Below are 15604 nucleotides of genomic sequence, written 5' to 3'. Positions count from 1 at the left end.
GTCTTATTGAGCAAGCCTAAAGCTCTGCCACAAGGATCACCATCTGAATGAAACAGCTTCTCGACTTTATCCCGCTCATTATTTTCTTCGCGCTTTACAAGATGTACGACATTTACACGGCAACGGGAGCGCTGATTGTCGCCACAATCATTCAAGTCGCCGTTACCTGGGTGCTCTACAAAAAAGTCGAGAAAATGCAGATTGTAACGGCGGTATTGGTGGCTGTTTTCGGCGGCATGACGCTGTTTTTCCAAGATGACAATTTCATCAAATGGAAAGTAACGATCGTTTACGCCCTGTTTGCCATTGGGTTGATGGTTTCTCAGGTTCTGGGGAAACCACTTATCAAAGGTATGCTTGGCAAAGAGATTACCCTGCCAGACAATGTGTGGCGAAACATCAACTCAGCTTGGGTTGGTTTTTTTGCAGCGTTGGCGGTGCTCAACGTTTATGTCGCCTATCAGATGCCACTGGATGTTTGGGTGAATTTCAAAGTGTTTGGTTTGTTAGCATTGACGTTGGTATTTACCATGGTGAGCGGAGTTTACATCTACAAGCACATGCCAAAAGAAACCGATTCAGAAGAACAATAACTCGCATATAAATCACTCTAAGGGTGATTAGGCTCACCCTTTTTCAATTTCATTTCCCGGAAGTCGTATCATGTCGGAAACGAATAATTGCCCTCGCGGTCAACTCTTACTGCGAACGCTTGCTATGCCCGCTGACACCAATGCTAATGGTGATATTTTTGGCGGTTGGATTATGTCCCAGCTTGATTTAGCTGGTGCCATTTTGGCGAAGGAGATCTCCCACGGTCGCGTGGTTACCGTCTCTGTTCAGGAAATTGTGTTCAAAACTCCTGTCTCAGTGGGCGATGTCGTTTGTTGTTATGGTGAATGTACCCGTATTGGCCGAACGTCGATGAGTGTAAGCCTGGAAGTATGGGTGAAACCCGTGGCAACAGACGGCATTGGAACCCGCCGCAAAGTCTGTGAAGCAACGTTCAATTATGTTGCTATTGATGGTGATGGGCGCCCAAGACCGATAAATAAGTCATAAATCAGAAAAACTTGCCTGCGCAATCGTGTAGCCTTGCATACAATAGGCCGAAGACACTAGGCGAGAAAAACTCGGAGAAAGCACGGATGTGGTACGTCATTTTTTCACAAGATGTTGAAAACAGTTTGCCGTTAAGAATGCAAGTGAGGGAACAACACCTCGCCCGTTTACGCGATTTGGAAGCTCAAGACCGTCTTCTGGTGGCAGGCCCAAATCCAGCTGTCGACAGTGAAGATCCAGGCGAAGCGGGTTTCACTGGCTCAACCGTGATTGCTAAGTTTGATAGCTTGGAAGATGCCAAAGCATGGGCAGATGCAGACCCTTATATCGAGGCGGGCGTCTACAAAGACGTTATCGTGAAGCCATTTAAAAAAGTTTTGCCCGCGTAATTTCAGCGGCAGATTAAACGCACAGGAATGTTCAATGCGAAAGACTCTTAAAACAGGACGTATCGCGCTGATGAGTGCCGCAGCACTGGTGCTCTCGGCCTGTTCAAGCACTTCAGATCTCGAGATAGCGGAATCCTTCGCTTCACAGCGTGCAGACATGCTGAGCAAACTAGTACCGATTCAAATGAACGGATACAACTTGGTGCGCGCGAAATCTAACAGCACTGAAATTGAACTGACGTTGCTGTATTCAGGTAGTGGAGATGTCGCCCCCGCTGCACTGGCTGAAGGTTTGGAGAAAACCTATTGTACGGATAACGAAATCTATTCGCTGATGGAAAAAGGCGTGCACTACAAACTGCTTTTCCGCGATGCACGCGGGCGCCCGGTTTTAGAACGAATCATTCGCAGTGAAGATTGCGAAAAACACTTATAAAACAAAGCCCGCAAACGCGGGCTTTATTATTTTTGTAGCTCGAAACCGAGAATAAATGACATCACTTTCTCTCTCGGCATTTCGCAGGGTTTCAACGACCAGATATCATCAACAAGATACAAATTCCCGCTGATAAAATCAGATCCCGCCAGAGACTCTGCGTAAACTTTTGCCGCATGTCCGTTGCTGTAGCGCTTCACTGAAAGTCCCCAACGCTCATCTTTGTACCGAACGTCATAATGACCTGAGTCTAGTGTTTCTATACGTTGGAAGGCATCCATAAAGCTTCGAACCTAAATTAAGCCCTATGTTTAAAATGCATCACTTTCAGCGCACTGTCAGTATCAATATCTTCAAATTCCGGTGGATTATCGAGTCGAGAGATGTAGCTGAACGCTGGAGCTTGCTCTTTCATTTGCTCTGTCAGGAATTCAGGTTTCACGTCTGGCGCGTTAACACAAGCCAGCACATCACCACCGTCAGCGACCAATTCTGGTAAACGTCTCAGGATCTTGGCGTAATCTTTGGTCAGTACGAAGCTGCCTTTCTGGAATGAAGGCGGGTCGATTATCACCAGATCGTAAGGACCAAACTTTTTCACCTTGCCCCATGATTTGAAAAGCTCGTGACCAAGGAAACTTACCTTGCTCAAATCGTGCTGATTCAGGTGATGGTTTTCTCGGCCTCTAGAGAGCGAAGATTTCGCCATATCCAGGTTCACCACTTTTTCTGCGCCACCTTCAATAGCCGCCACAGAGAAACCACAGGTGTACGCAAACAAGTTCAATACGCGTTTGCCAGCTGCATTTTCTTGCACCCATTGACGGCCAAGGCGCATATCCAGAAACAGACCGTTATTCTGGCGCTTACCCAAGTCCAACTTGTAGTTAAGGCCATTCTCAACCACTTCAATCTGGTTTGGCATTTCGCCCACCAAGGTTTCGGTTTCTGAGCCTTCACGGTCGCGATGCTGAAGAATGACCGTCGTACCTTGGCATTTCGTCCACACATCACTTGCTACCAAAGCGCTTATGCCTTCTTGCAACGCTGCATAGAATTCACTATCTGATTCTTTGAATATCGCAATCTGAAGCACGCCTTTACCCAGCCAATCTGCGGTTAGCTGCTCTAAACCTTCGTAGCAACGCCCACGTCCATGGAAAACACGGCGTACTTCTTGGTTACATTCAGCAAGGCGAGCGCTAAGCACGTCAAAAAATGTAGGCAGCGAAGCGGCATTCATCATTCAATCGTTTCCTTTGCGTTTTCGGTAAAGACATTCTGTTCGACAATCTGACTGCTCAACTGCAAGTTATAAAATTCACAGTTGCGGCGGTTACACCCGCGCGCTTTTTTCTTTCTCAGTTGGCGACGAAAGTTCGCCAAGCTCCAATAACGACTCGAAGAGCCTGACTTTCTAAGCGTGCGTGTTTTCTTTTGTTTAAGTGCCATTTTCGACTCCATACTTCCATCCTTGGAGTACTTAATTACTATTTCTGGTGCGGCAACTTCGGCCAGTTTAACGCTTCCGGTGTTTGCCATTCTTCTGGCAGTTCAGGCCATTCACTGCCAATGCTTGGCTTTTGTTGGAATGAAAATGCCTCGCCACCGTGATTGAACCTAAGGGCAAATGCATGAAGGTATCCCCTGTCTGCCCCCGCCCCGCTGTAGGTTTCATCACCCATAATTGACGACCCAACACTTTTTAGCGCCACCCGGATCTGGTGAGTTTTTCCTGTGTAAGGCTTGCAGAGAAATAAGCGTTTACCTTCACCACCAGACGTGGAAAAGAACTGGGTAATAGCAGGATTGGTTTTGGTGGATAGAAGCTTCCACATTGAGCGGCGACTTTTGGTCATATCACCAATAATGGTTCCCTGCTTTTTACTCGGCTTCTTTGCAGACACAGCCAGATAAAACTTCTGCACCGTTTTATCAGCAAACATTGCAGAAAGCTCAGACGCCGCTTGTTGATGACGTCCTAATAGAAGCAAGCCAGAGGTCATTTTGTCCAGTCGATGGATCAGGTAGAGCTTTTCGTCCCCCGTTTGCCTCGCCACTTCACTCAAAAGAGGCTGATCATTATCGTCTTTGTGAACGCTAATGTCGGGATATTTATCGATGACCAGAAAGTCATCATTCTGAAAAACCAGACTGAACATGGGTAAACCTGTCGCTGCGGAAAAATAAGCGCAGAGTGTAAACCCAATCGCCCCAAATTTCTCTAATCAGAAAAGAAAATCCCCGGTATTTACCGGGGATACGAGGTTGAGTTTGCGCTTGATGAGGATTACTTAATCAAGGGCCATAGGAAAACCAACGCCATCAGGATTGGACAAACTACACGAACGTAGGTTGGCCACACTTTCCAGAACAGACTCTCCGAAATTTCTGGGTTACCTTGACGCAACTCTTCCAGTACCTGGTTACGCTTCCAAATCCAACCCGCAATCAGCGCCATGATAAGCCCCAGAATTGGCTGCATGTACTCTGTGGTAATGCTGATCACCAGACCAAACAGTGAACCAAAGTTAAAGATGATAACGGTTGAGAACAGCGCAATTGCACCACCAATCCACCATACGACTGTCTTACGGTCTTTGTTCAGTTCTTCAGAAGCACAAGATACTGGCACTTCAAGCATAGAAATCGATGAGGTCAGTGCTGCGATAACCATCAGTGCAAAGAACGCAACGCCAACAATCAGACCTGCGCTGCCCATGGTGTCAAACATTGCTGGCAACACACTGAATACCAATGTATCACCATCTAAGAGGCCACCGGCTTCGTTGTAAATCTGCACACCGTTGTGTTGAGCCGCAAACATTGCAGGGAGGATCAGAAGGCCCGCAACAAAGGCAACACCCGTATCTAGCAAAGCAACCTGAGCCGCTGTTTTAGGCAGATCCGCATCTTTGCGAAGGTATGAGCCGTAAACCATCATGGTGCACACACCGATAGACAGAGAGAAGAATGCCTGCCCCATCGCACTGACCATCAGATCAGGAGAGAAGTGCGAAGTATCCGGAACCAGATACATCTTCAGGCCATCAACAGCACCCGGTTGGAAAAGGGTATAAATCACCATCAAGATGAACAGCACAAACAACACCGGCATCAAACGGCTTGACCATTTTTCAATACCGTCTGCGACACCATTGCGAACCACGAGAATCGTCAACACCATGAACAGCAACATCAATACCAGATTGCGTTCAATACTGAAGCCTTCCAGCCAAGCCGCTGCTGCATCCATTCCCACCGCGCTCAGCAACGGGCCCACGAGAAAACCAAAGAACCAACCCGCCACGATGGCATAGAAGCTGAGAATGCCACTCACGCCCAACATACCGGCGATACCTACCGCAGAGCCAAGCACTTTTTGTTTTGGTGCAACAGAAATCAGGGAACGAATAGGGTTAGATGCACCGTAACGACCGATGGTCAGTTCAGCCACTAACAGTGGGTAAGCCAGAATAAATACCATTGCGAGGTAGGTCAGTAAAAAGACGGCACCACCATTGCTAGCCGCTTGCGTAGGGAAACCCCAAATGTTGCCAAGGCCCACCGCAGAACCTGCGGCGGCAAGAATAAACCCTAAACGGGAAGAAAATTGGGCTCTATTACCGCTTGCCATAATCACTCTCTAAAAATTTTTAATGTTGTTATACCCAATTCGTCCCTGACAGCCTCATTCAGCGAGAGTTAACTGGGTGGTTCTTGTCCTGGTAATGTTCGACTTTCCTTGGGAAGCGATCGCCAGGCTGTAAACTTATAATTACAGAACTCAAAACTCCTGTTTGATGCACAGGCATGGCAAGTAAACCAGTTAGAGAATAAAATTTGAAGCGATCGCGCTATATTTTTCGATCAGCCAACATAATTCCCCATTTCCGCCCTCCTTCTAATTACTTTATAAACACTTAGTGACAAAGATTTATTAACAACTGTCTGTTGAGTTGGAAAATACTTCCCGTCTGCCTCGCGATTGGGAATATGCATAGCTAAATACAGTGCATACTGTTTCTTAACAGCCTATATTGGGGATGTTTTGGGTCTAAGTGGATTGAAATGGATAAGATTTATCAGTTTTTGGTGTGGGCAAGCGTCTTCTTTTATTGGTTGCTTATCGCTGGTGTGACTATTCGCGTGGTGCTCAAACGTCGCGCGCTCGGTGTTTCCATCGCCTGGTTGATGATCATCTATATCATTCCTATTGTTGGTGTCATTCTTTACCTGCTTTTTGGCGAGCTCAACCTTGGTAGGAAAAGGGCCGAACGCGCCAGATCTATGTTTGCGCCTTATGGTAAATGGCTTGAAACCATCAATGAATGTGAAGCTCACCGACCACAGCACCAAAGTTTCCTCGCTCGCCCTGTTCACGATTTATGCCTGCGACGGGCAGGTATCCCTGCGTTGGCGGGTAATCAACTCACGTTGTTCAATGAAACCGCAGACATTCTCCGGAACATAGCTCAAGACGTTAGGGAGGCCGAACACTCAGTCAATATGGTCTTCTATATCTGGCATCCTGGCGGACATGCAGACGATGTCGCCAAAGCGGTGTGTGATGCAGCGAAACGCGGCGTTACGGTGCGAATTCTGCTTGATTCCGCTGGAAGCAAAACCTTTTTCAGAAGCCATTGGCCTGATGCGATGCGTAAAGCCGGGGTGGAACTCATTGAAGCCCTTGCCGTCAGTCCAGCGCGTATGTTCCTTCGCAGACTGGATATCCGTCAGCATCGCAAAATCGTTATTGTCGACAATAAGATTGGCTATACAGGCTCGATGAACTTGGTCGACCCTCGTTTCTTTAAACAGAATGCAGGTGTAGGCCAATGGGTCGACATTATGGTCAAAGCCGAAGGTCCATCCGTGCCTATTCTCAACAGTATATTTGCCTGGGACTGGGAGGTGGAAACTGGCCTTCGCTATCTGCCCGATTTGCCTCAGTGCAGCTTGATTGAAGAACATCGCCATGCAAACCACTCGGTTCAGGTTGCACCTTCCGGACCAGGTATGCCGGATGGCATTATTCAACAGGTATTAATGCTGGCGATTCATCAGGCGAAAAAGAGTCTGACAATCACCACACCTTATTTAGTACCCAGTGAGAGCCTGCTTAGTGCACTGCAAACGACTGCCCAGCGCGGGGTCACAGTAAATATTATTATTCCGGCCAAAAACGACAGCCTGATGGTGGAATGGGCCAGCCGCTCTTTCTTTAACGAGCTGTTACGCGCGGGCATTAATATCTATCGTTTCAATGGCGGACTTTTGCATACTAAGTCAGTGATGGTCGATGACAATTTCTGTCTTATCGGGACGGTGAACTTGGATATGCGCAGCCTTTGGCTCAATTTTGAATTGACGCTCTGCGTAGATGACCCTGAATTTTGCGACGATTTAGTTGCGCTGCAAAATGGCTACATGGCGAACTCTTCTCTGGTTGACCGAACCGAGTGGTCTAGACGTTCTGTGTTTAATCGTCCGATTGAGCAGTTCTTTTATATGTTTAGCCCTTTACTTTAACTTATACCCCACTCTATCCAGAAAATTGTTACTAATACTTGCGTTAAAAGTATTCAAAAAGTTGAGCTTTATATATATTCATAAAGTTTTACAAAATAATAGAATGTGACCTAGAACTTTCTTTCAGGTCTTTTTTGGTTATTAAATAATCTCCCTGCTTAAAATAAACTCAAAGCAATAAGTGACAGGTATCACACTTGCTACAAGTCATTTCACACGCCTATTATAAGTTCTTAATTTTCATCATGTTATATTTACAAAAACAATAAACTCATTGCGATACATTCTTATAACACAACTGCCTAGCGGATTAGACTTTATTTCATTTCCAGTTGTACTATGCGTGCCACTTATAACACCAATAAACTAGTGATAATCGTGTATATTCAATCGGAACTGAGTTTTTTATGCCGACTCGTTGCTCTCAAATCAGCCAAGCGTCATCACGATTGGTTGGAACAGCAAGGCGTCACATTAAGTTCTGAACAGGCAATTACTATCGCCGCAGTGGCAGACAAAGGTGAACTGCGCCAAGGCGATCTGATGGGGTTGCCATATTTAGCCAGTGAAAAGTCGAAAGTCAGTCGTGTCGTGCAAGGCTTGGTGATGGAGGGTTATATTGACCGTCGTGATGACATTCATGACCGCCGATCCAAAATCTTGACCTTGTCTGAAAAAGGACAAATGATGGCCGACATGATGTCTCAAGCAGAATCCAACAATAAGTTGATTTTGTCTTCATTGCTTTCCAATGAAGAGATGTCTTCATTGCAAAAAGCACTGGAAAAAATTGTACGCGCAATGTGATGCCCGTAAAGCCCGAGCCCTGCTCGGGTTTTTCTTTTTTAGCCCACCTAAAGCCCGCAACTCCTTAAAAATTACCGTATTTAATACGTGAAAAAAGATCCATATACGCATCAGTATCTTGATCAATGTTTGTGCATTTTTACGCATTTTTTTGCGATCCATATACATCTAGTTGACTACACTTGAAGTGCGGAATGGGGACGCAGCTAAGGGGTGGTTTATGTTGGCTCGACACAGAAACTATTTGCTCAAAGACACAAAGCAATTACACGCTCACGTACAGGTTAATCCTACCGGCCTGTTAGAAATTGAGATCGTTGAGAAACGTCAATGCCACGCTGCAGAGTTTGAACACTTAAGGTTCGAACGCAGCGGCAGAGTGACGAAGTTGGTAGGCAAACACACGTCAAATGGCAAACCAGTCCATTGGCAATTGCCACTTGCAAATGATGACGCCAAGGAACTGGAGCATCTCATCGAAGAAGCCACGGAAGAGCTTGAAATACTGATGAGAGATCTATAACAATTTCATAGCACCATAGTGCCCATTGACGCTGCTCCGGCAGCGTTTTTTCTTTTTAAAGTCACCATTGATCCTGCATAATGGCTACTGGTTTCGAGCTGGCTTAACGCTTCATGTCTAAAGATATTTTTAATACTATCGACCTTAATCTTCTCAGAGTTTTCCTTGTCTTGTTCCAAGAGAAAAACACGAGGAAAGCCGCCGAGCGTTTGTATGTAACACAACCTGCCGTCAGCCAAAACCTTAAAAAGCTCCGTCATTTTTTCAATGATGAGCTATTTATAAAAGTCCCAGAGGGGCTACAACCAACATCCAAAGCGGAAGAATTAGCCGCAAAAATTATTCCGGCTTTAAACGATCTCCAATCTTCTTTGAATGAACTGGAAGCGTTTGAACCTCTCACCCTGAAGAAAAAAATCAGGATCGCATTTGCCCCTCAAGTCATGATACGTCTGTCCGGCACTTTTATTCTTGAGCTCAGGGAAAAAGCCCCCTTCCTCGAGGTTGAAGTTGTTAATTGGACTTCTTCTACTATTACAGACATTGAAAGTGGCCAACTTCTAATGGGTATTTCATATGGCCTTGATGTTAAGCCTAAACATATTCGGGAGCAGAAGTTAGTCGACCTCACGGGTTGTTGCGCGGTAAGAAAAGACCACCCAATTCAATCAAAATCCGCGACACCGAACGAATTTTCTAAGTACGAGCTTGCCTCTCTTTTCATCCCTGGTTGGAGTGAAGACCTTCCCGTTGCAGCCAAGAAGATGAAAGAATTATCTCTTCCTTACAAAGTTGGCTTTCGCTCTGCCTACCCAATGGCGATAGTCGATGTTTTACATAAATCAGACATGTTTTTCGCTACCAGCAATCTCTTTCCCTTCAGTTCATACCCTTCTCTGCGTCGTATAGATATTGATACCCAAGATTTCGAACTAACCTACTCCCTCAATAGTTTCTTCCACCAAAGAAACGGTAACGACCCTCTAACTCTATGGCTCAACAGCCTTGTAAAAGAAGAACTGGAACTCGCTATCCAATAACCAGACCTAATCACCGACATAACTGCTGCTAATTGGGGGTTATCACATTAATCCCCTATTCTGGTCTCGCCACTTAAGGACTGGCTCACGTAATTAGCAAGGATGCTCCCTTATAAAGAGAGCAATCATGAAAAAAGCAGTGTTAGCAGGTTCCATCTTCCTCCTTCCTTTAAGCGCTTTGGCAGCCGATTTCTCAGGCCACCGAGCAGGCGTTGGCTTTATCAGTGCTGATATTGAAAATATTTATGGTGAGCGCGTTGATTGGGGTAATGGTTTCAAACTCGAATATGGCTATGACATTAACCGAATAGTTGGTGTCAACGTGTCATATAGCAACACAAGCGACAGTGTCGAGCTCATTGCTGATGGGAAACGATACGGTACGAACTTGAAAACCAACACATACAAGTTAGATGCGGATATCGGCTATACCTTCGATCTCAATCAATTCCATGTAAAACCTTACGGCGTCATTGGCCTTGCAAGCTACAAAGACAAGTACGAATTTCATGCTGGTGATGCGGGAAGTGCTTCCAGCTCTTACTCAGACAGCGCGATTTACGTCGGTGCGGGTGTAAGAGCAACTTTCAATGACACCATCTATACCGACCTGCGCATTGACCGCCTGACAGACGATGCCTTCACTGACCACTTTTCGCTTTCCATCGGCTATAAGTTCTGAGCCATTCGCTAACAGGAAGAAGTAACGATGAAAAAATTAGTATGCTCTGTAGCACTAGCATTCAGCTCAATGGCAACCGCAGATATCCATTTTTCTCCTGACCTGAAAATCGGAATGCAGTGGGGCTTGGGTGCTCAACTTGGCGTTAACGATGTCATGGGGTTTGAAGCCGTGTATGGCAGTTTCGGAATTGCCGATTCCTACTGGTTCTCTGACAAAGAGTCAGTTAAACACTACCGTTTAGGTGTTCAATATTTAGAAAGTAAACACCAAGCGTATTCGGTTCAGCTCGAAGCTGGTATTGCTGAGTACAAAGGCACAAGAAACTACTTTGGCCGTGATAGAGAAGATCTGAAGGCCTATGGACCAAGTGTCGGCGCAGCATTGGTATTTGATTACAATCTACCTATCAAAGTCAGATATGGTCTTGAAATGGGATACTTCCGACATCAGGACACCTTTCTACCTAGCGGCTTAGCGCCTCAACTCAACGTCGGTGTGATCCTCCCACTTTGATGGCTGCCGTTTTTCAGCATTTTTCGCCGTAACTTTAACGCTCAACGCATGTTGGGCGTTTGTTACATCCTCATACTATGGATGAATGTACATTTAAGGCCACTCTGGTAAAATGCGCCAAAATTCAAATGTGAGCATGACGAGAGCCAAATATGCCAATGTATGTTGTGGGTCATAAGATCCCTGATTCTGATTCTATCTGTGGTGCAATTGCACTTGCATACCTGAAAAACCAAATCGGTGAGCCAGCAGTAGCAGCGCGTCTTGGAGAACCTTCTCCAGAGACTGCTTTCATCCTGGAACGCTTTGGTTTCGAAGCTCCTGAGCTGAAACTGAGCTATGCAGGCGAAGAAGTTTACATCGTTGACCACTCTGAACTGACTCAAGCACCTGACGACATCGCAGAAGCAACGATCGTCGGTATCGTTGACCACCACAAACTGGGCGACCTAACTACTTCTACCCCACTGGAATGTTGGATCCGTCCTGTTGGCTGTTCTAACACCGTCATCAAAATGATGTATGACTTCCACGGTGTAGAAATTCCAAAAGAGATCGCAGGCATCATGATGTGCGCGATTCTGAGCGACACCGTTATCTTCAAATCTCCAACCTGCACCACCGCAGACATTCGTTGTGTTGAAGACCTAGCGAAGATTGCTGGTATTGAAGACTACGAAGCCCTTGGCCTGGAAATGTTCAATGTGAAATCAGCAGTCGCTGGCACACCTATCCGTGATCTGGTGATGCGTGATTACAAAGACTTCAACATGAACGGTAATCTGGTAGGCATCGGCCAATTGGAAGTAGTCGATCTATCAGTATTCGACGACATTAAATCAGAACTGGAAGCAGACATCGCTACTCTAAAAGCAGAAGGCGAGCGCCATACTGTGATGTTGCTACTGACTGACATCATGAAAGAAGGTTCTGAGCTTCTGGTTATCTCTGATGACGTTTCTGTTGTTGAGCGTGCATACGGTAAAGAAACCGAAAACGGCCGCGTTTGGCTTGATGGAGTTCTGAGTCGTAAGAAGCAGGTCGTTCCACCGCTTCAAGACGCATTTGCTTAATTGCGCATATCGATTAAAAAGGGCGGATTTCCGCCCCTTTTTAATACACTTAAGTGACAGATTTTCTGGCTATAAATAACAGCCAATATATAATCATCTAGTCAAAGTGACTTTGTTTTGTGATCGGCATAATAATAAAGCTCCCAACATCATTATTTGATGAATAATAAGTACCACCCTTTATTAATACACCACCTTCAAAACCAACATCCTTACGTTGTCGTTTATTTATCTAAAGAACAGCCGCTAAGCTCCACACCTTAAATACTGCGATATCAACCGATGTCACTGCAACTACATGTCTAATCAACCCATTGAATTTGAATGAGCTCTGCATCAAATATTGAAGAATGAATTAATTCTCAATATTAATACACTTTTAAATAATAATTAAAAAATCATCATATCCATAGTCACAAAGCCTTAATTAAGCCCTACTCTATTCAGGTGATTATTCTTATAAAAGACTGGTAGATAATTGAGGGTTCATGGATGTCCGAAGAGACTCTAGATCAGATGGCTAATAAAAAAGTATTTATTTCTAAAAATGGACGAGTTGAATATGCACAAAGTGGAATAAAAATAAATCAGGGTGACGTTATTTTTATTCCACTGCAAAATGAAGAAAACAATAGCTCTGCAACTGGGGATGATATAGCTTCGCATACCGTACTGCTTGTGGACGGTGACGTTTCGCCGGACATGGTACTGACGGATGATCTCGAGGAAATTCTTAAGGCAATCAGCGAAGGTAGAGACCCTTTACTAGTTGCAGATGTGGATCCACAAGCTGGCGAAGCTTCACCAGGTTCTTCACTTTCGCCACAGGCTGTCATTCTCGCCAATTCACTTTCAGTATTGACTTCAGCGGGATTTGATACCGATTACACTTTCGGTAACCGCTCCCCCTTTCTTGACGTTTTTGGAGAAAGCGCTTTATTAAACACTCAAGAATCAGGGGCATCTTCGCCAAGTGTCCCTTCTCTCCTTCAAGCGACATTAAATGGCAGTAACTCTGTATTTGAAGGAGGCACTGCGACATATACCATTACATTATCAGAGCCTGCAACGTCGGACATTGTGATCACTATTAGTGTGCAGCATAAAACATCAGAATCCGGCGATATAACACCTATTTCCCAAGAATTGGTGATCCCTAAAGGCCAAACTCAAGCCATCTTTGTCGTTGATATATTAGACGACTCCCTTGATGAAAGTGACGATGATGACAGCTTTGAAGTTTCTATTATCAAAACTGAAGTCAGCGATAACCAACAGTTAGTCGATTTATCCGCCCCCTTAACGACTACCATTTTGGATGAAGACACTGAAGATCTGAAGGCTGGTGAAGACACTCCAATACTTTCATTGAGTGGCGATAGCGTCGTGGATGAAGGCTCTGACGCGACCTACACATTGGAGCTTTCTGAGGCTCCATATTCAGACATGGAAATAGTCGTTACTATTAGCCACATTTCCAGTGAAACTGGAGATATAACAGTTTCAGAAAAGTTAGTCGTCATTCCTGAAGGCAGCACAACAGCAAGCTTTACTGTAGAAGCCCTTAATGATGTTTATGATGAACGTGCTGACGAAGATACCTTTAAAGTTGAAGTAACAAGTTCCGCGGGGGGATCCTTTGAAGGACTACCTGCTGTACCTAATGCGGTGGAAACCACCATCAACGATGGCACCACCACGGATGCACCGACGCTCACCTTAACTGGCGATGCCTCGGTAAATGAGGGTGAGAACGCCAACTACACCTTGACGCTCTCGGATGCACCTACTTCTGACTTCACCATCACTGTGGTAGTTGGCCACAAGACGACAGAAGAGGGTGATATCACCCCGGTGACTCGTGATGTGGTGATCACTGCCGGTACTACTTCAGTCGACTTCACGGTAGACACTCTTATCGACAGCCTCAATGAATCGGCGGATGATGACGTGTTTACCGTCTCGGTGAATGCCACCTCCGGTGGTGACTTTGAGGCGCAGCCCACCGCGCCAGCAGCCGTGGAAACCACCATCAATGATGGCACCACCACGGATGCACCAACCCTGACACTGACGGGTGATGCCTCAGTGAATGAAGGCGAAGCGGCCAGCTACACCTTGACGCTCAGTGAAGCGCCAACCGCGGATTTCACGGTCACTGTCGTTATCGGCCATAAGACCACGGAAGATGGCGACATTCAGCCAGTGACCCGCGATGTCGTGATCGCTGCGAACACCACTTCCATCGATTTCACCGTGGATACCCTGGACGACAGCCTGAATGAATCCGCCGATGATGATGTGTTTACCGTCTCGGTGAATGCCACCTCCGGCGGTGACTTCGAAGCGCAGCCAACGGCGCCAGCTGCCGTCGAAACCACCATCAATGACGGCACCACCACGGATGCACCGACGCTCACCTTAACTGGCGATGCCTCGGTCAATGAGGGTGAGAACGCCAACTACACCTTGACCCTCTCGGAAGCGCCAACTGCGGACTTTACCGTGAGTATCGTCGTGGGTCACAAGACCACCGAAGATGGCGATATCACGCCGGTGACCCGCGATGTCGTCATTGCGGCAGGCACCACTTCCATCGATTTCACCGTCGATACGCTTGATGACAGCCTGAATGAATCCGCCGATGAGGATGTGTTTACCGTCTCGGTGAATGCCACCTCCGGCGGTGACTTTGAGGCGCAGCCCACCGCACCGGCAGCCGTCGAAACCACCATCAACGACGGCACCACCACGGATGCACCAACCCTGACATTGACGGGTGATGCCTCAGTGAATGAAGGCGAAGCGGCCAGCTACACCTTGACGCTCAGTGAAGCGCCAACTACGGACTTTACGGTCACCGTGGTCATTGGTCATAAGACCACGGAAGATGGCGATGTCACGCCTGTTACACGTGATGTGGTGATCGCTGCGAACACCACTTCCACCGACTTTACCGTCGATACGCTTGATGACAGCCTGAATGAATCGGCGGATGATGATGTGTTTACCGTCTCGGTGGATGCCACCTCCGGCGGTGATTTTGAGGCGCAGCCCACCGCCCCAGCTGCGGTAGAAACCACCATCAATGACGGCACCACCACGGACGCGCCGACCCTGACATTGACGGGTGATGCCTCTGTCAACGAAGGCGAAGCAGCCAGTTACACCCTCACTCTGTCGGAAGCGCCAACCGCGGACTTCACGGTCACTGTGGTCATTGGACACAAGACCACGGAAGATGGTGATGTCACGCCGGTGACCCGTGATGTGGTGATCGCTGCGAACACCACTTCCATCGATTTCACCGTTGATACCCTGGACGACAGCCTGAATGAATCGGCGGATGACGATGTGTTTACCGTCTCGGTGAATGCTACCTCCGACGGTGATTTTGAGGCGCAGCCATCGGCCCCAACTGCCGTCGAAACCACCATCAACGATGGCACCACCACGGATGCGCCGACCTTAACCCTGACGGGCGATGCCTCTGTCATTGAAGGTGAAGCGGCCAGCTACACCTTGACCCTCTCGGAAGCGCCAA

17 protein-coding genes are annotated in these 15604 nt (G+C 46.7%); 12 read left to right on the top strand and 5 right to left on the bottom strand.

What is annotated here, in order from left to right; all coding sequences use genetic code 11:
• The first annotated feature begins 47 nt into the window (after nt 1-47).
• From QL223_RS06880 to gspS2, 4 genes are all read left to right on the top strand, one after another.
• Entirely contained in the window at nt 48-593 is a 546-nt protein-coding gene (locus tag QL223_RS06880; protein ID WP_281544284.1) for a septation protein A, read from the top strand.
• Between the two features lie 70 nt (nt 594-663).
• On the top strand, nt 664-1062 hold the full coding sequence (gene yciA, locus QL223_RS06875; RefSeq protein WP_046306492.1) for an acyl-CoA thioester hydrolase YciA: 399 nt from the start codon (nt 664-666) through the stop codon (nt 1060-1062).
• A gap of 86 nt (nt 1063-1148) precedes the next feature.
• Entirely contained in the window at nt 1149-1451 is a 303-nt protein-coding gene (locus tag QL223_RS06870; RefSeq protein WP_002540202.1) for a YciI family protein, read from the top strand.
• 34 nt (nt 1452-1485) lie between these two features.
• On the top strand, nt 1486-1887 hold the full coding sequence (gene gspS2 / locus QL223_RS06865; protein WP_002540203.1) for a type II secretion system pilot lipoprotein GspS-beta: 402 nt from the start codon (nt 1486-1488) through the stop codon (nt 1885-1887).
• A 26-nt stretch (nt 1888-1913) separates the two neighbouring features.
• Here the strand turns inward: gspS2 and QL223_RS06860 are convergent, their stop codons facing one another.
• The 5 genes from QL223_RS06860 to QL223_RS06840 all read right to left on the bottom strand — a co-directional run bounded on the left by QL223_RS06860 (nt 1914) and on the right by QL223_RS06840 (nt 5524).
• On the bottom strand, nt 1914-2168 hold the full coding sequence (locus QL223_RS06860; protein ID WP_281544283.1) for a hypothetical protein: 255 nt from the start codon (nt 2166-2168) through the stop codon (nt 1914-1916).
• A gap of 17 nt (nt 2169-2185) precedes the next feature.
• Complete coding sequence (locus tag QL223_RS06855) at nt 2186-3133, bottom strand: class I SAM-dependent methyltransferase (RefSeq protein WP_281544282.1); 948 nt, start codon at nt 3131-3133, stop codon at nt 2186-2188.
• Nucleotides 3130-3339: a hypothetical protein gene (locus tag QL223_RS06850; protein ID WP_039850247.1), complete on the bottom strand. Its 210-nt coding sequence runs from the start codon at nt 3337-3339 to the stop codon at nt 3130-3132. The genes QL223_RS06855 and QL223_RS06850 overlap by 4 nt, the downstream gene beginning before the upstream one ends.
• A gap of 38 nt (nt 3340-3377) precedes the next feature.
• On the bottom strand, nt 3378-4049 hold the full coding sequence (locus tag QL223_RS06845; protein ID WP_281544281.1) for a TIGR01621 family pseudouridine synthase: 672 nt from the start codon (nt 4047-4049) through the stop codon (nt 3378-3380).
• A 128-nt stretch (nt 4050-4177) separates the two neighbouring features.
• Nucleotides 4178-5524, bottom strand: a complete 1347-nt coding sequence (locus QL223_RS06840; protein WP_281544280.1) for a sodium-dependent transporter — start codon at nt 5522-5524, stop codon at nt 4178-4180.
• 434 nt (nt 5525-5958) lie between these two features.
• Between QL223_RS06840 and cls the strand changes: the two genes are divergently transcribed.
• The 8 genes from cls to QL223_RS06800 form a co-directional block, all read left to right on the top strand.
• Nucleotides 5959-7419 carry a cardiolipin synthase gene (gene cls, locus QL223_RS06835; protein ID WP_281544279.1) on the top strand — a complete coding sequence of 487 codons (1461 nt, stop codon included), beginning with the start codon at nt 5959-5961 and terminating at the stop codon, nt 7417-7419.
• 378 nt (nt 7420-7797) lie between these two features.
• Nucleotides 7798-8226 carry a MarR family winged helix-turn-helix transcriptional regulator gene (locus QL223_RS06830; RefSeq protein WP_046308062.1) on the top strand — a complete coding sequence of 143 codons (429 nt, stop codon included), beginning with the start codon at nt 7798-7800 and terminating at the stop codon, nt 8224-8226.
• Between the two features lie 220 nt (nt 8227-8446).
• Nucleotides 8447-8749 carry a hypothetical protein gene (locus QL223_RS06825; RefSeq protein ID WP_002540214.1) on the top strand — a complete coding sequence of 101 codons (303 nt, stop codon included), beginning with the start codon at nt 8447-8449 and terminating at the stop codon, nt 8747-8749.
• A 113-nt stretch (nt 8750-8862) separates the two neighbouring features.
• Nucleotides 8863-9789 (top strand): LysR family transcriptional regulator, encoded by a 927-nt coding sequence (locus QL223_RS06820; protein WP_002540215.1) that lies wholly within the window; start codon nt 8863-8865, stop codon nt 9787-9789.
• Nucleotides 9790-9916: 127 nt separating this feature from the next.
• Nucleotides 9917-10471, top strand: coding sequence for a porin family protein (locus QL223_RS06815; RefSeq protein ID WP_002540217.1), 555 nt, complete (start codon nt 9917-9919; stop codon nt 10469-10471).
• 27 nt (nt 10472-10498) lie between these two features.
• Nucleotides 10499-10987, top strand: a complete 489-nt coding sequence (locus QL223_RS06810; protein ID WP_002540218.1) for a hypothetical protein — start codon at nt 10499-10501, stop codon at nt 10985-10987.
• A 152-nt stretch (nt 10988-11139) separates the two neighbouring features.
• Nucleotides 11140-12060: a manganese-dependent inorganic pyrophosphatase gene (locus QL223_RS06805; RefSeq protein ID WP_002540219.1), complete on the top strand. Its 921-nt coding sequence runs from the start codon at nt 11140-11142 to the stop codon at nt 12058-12060.
• Between the two features lie 516 nt (nt 12061-12576).
• Nucleotides 12577-15604, top strand: a 3028-nt coding sequence (locus tag QL223_RS06800; protein ID WP_348651392.1) for an immunoglobulin-like domain-containing protein, incomplete at its 3' end; no start/stop codon positions are given.

It is taken from the genome of Grimontia sp. SpTr1 (genome assembly GCF_947387585.1).
GTDB lineage: Bacteria > Pseudomonadota > Gammaproteobacteria > Enterobacterales > Vibrionaceae > Enterovibrio > Enterovibrio indicus.
The sequence above is the reverse complement of the archived record's forward strand: the minus strand, read 5'-3'. Positions and strand labels throughout refer to the sequence as shown.

What these genes read in the sequence shown, in the direction of transcription:
- QL223_RS06880 (WP_281544284.1), top strand. Translation starts at nt 48, where the DNA reads ATGAAACAGCTTCTCGACTTTATCCCGCTCATTATTTTCTTCGCGCTT.
- yciA (WP_046306492.1), top strand. Translation starts at nt 664, where the DNA reads ATGTCGGAAACGAATAATTGCCCTCGCGGTCAACTCTTACTGCGAACG.
- QL223_RS06870 (WP_002540202.1), top strand. Translation starts at nt 1,149, where the DNA reads ATGTGGTACGTCATTTTTTCACAAGATGTTGAAAACAGTTTGCCGTTA.
- gspS2 (WP_002540203.1), top strand. Translation starts at nt 1,486, where the DNA reads ATGCGAAAGACTCTTAAAACAGGACGTATCGCGCTGATGAGTGCCGCA.
- QL223_RS06860 (WP_281544283.1), bottom strand. Translation starts at nt 2,168, where the DNA reads ATGGATGCCTTCCAACGTATAGAAACACTAGACTCAGGTCATTATGAC.
- QL223_RS06855 (WP_281544282.1), bottom strand. Translation starts at nt 3,133, where the DNA reads ATGATGAATGCCGCTTCGCTGCCTACATTTTTTGACGTGCTTAGCGCT.
- QL223_RS06850 (WP_039850247.1), bottom strand. Translation starts at nt 3,339, where the DNA reads ATGGCACTTAAACAAAAGAAAACACGCACGCTTAGAAAGTCAGGCTCT.
- QL223_RS06845 (WP_281544281.1), bottom strand. Translation starts at nt 4,049, where the DNA reads ATGTTCAGTCTGGTTTTTCAGAATGATGACTTTCTGGTCATCGATAAA.
- QL223_RS06840 (WP_281544280.1), bottom strand. Translation starts at nt 5,524, where the DNA reads ATGGCAAGCGGTAATAGAGCCCAATTTTCTTCCCGTTTAGGGTTTATT.
- cls (WP_281544279.1), top strand. Translation starts at nt 5,959, where the DNA reads ATGGATAAGATTTATCAGTTTTTGGTGTGGGCAAGCGTCTTCTTTTAT.
- QL223_RS06825 (WP_002540214.1), top strand. Translation starts at nt 8,447, where the DNA reads ATGTTGGCTCGACACAGAAACTATTTGCTCAAAGACACAAAGCAATTA.
- QL223_RS06820 (WP_002540215.1), top strand. Translation starts at nt 8,863, where the DNA reads ATGTCTAAAGATATTTTTAATACTATCGACCTTAATCTTCTCAGAGTT.
- QL223_RS06815 (WP_002540217.1), top strand. Translation starts at nt 9,917, where the DNA reads ATGAAAAAAGCAGTGTTAGCAGGTTCCATCTTCCTCCTTCCTTTAAGC.
- QL223_RS06810 (WP_002540218.1), top strand. Translation starts at nt 10,499, where the DNA reads ATGAAAAAATTAGTATGCTCTGTAGCACTAGCATTCAGCTCAATGGCA.
- QL223_RS06805 (WP_002540219.1), top strand. Translation starts at nt 11,140, where the DNA reads ATGCCAATGTATGTTGTGGGTCATAAGATCCCTGATTCTGATTCTATC.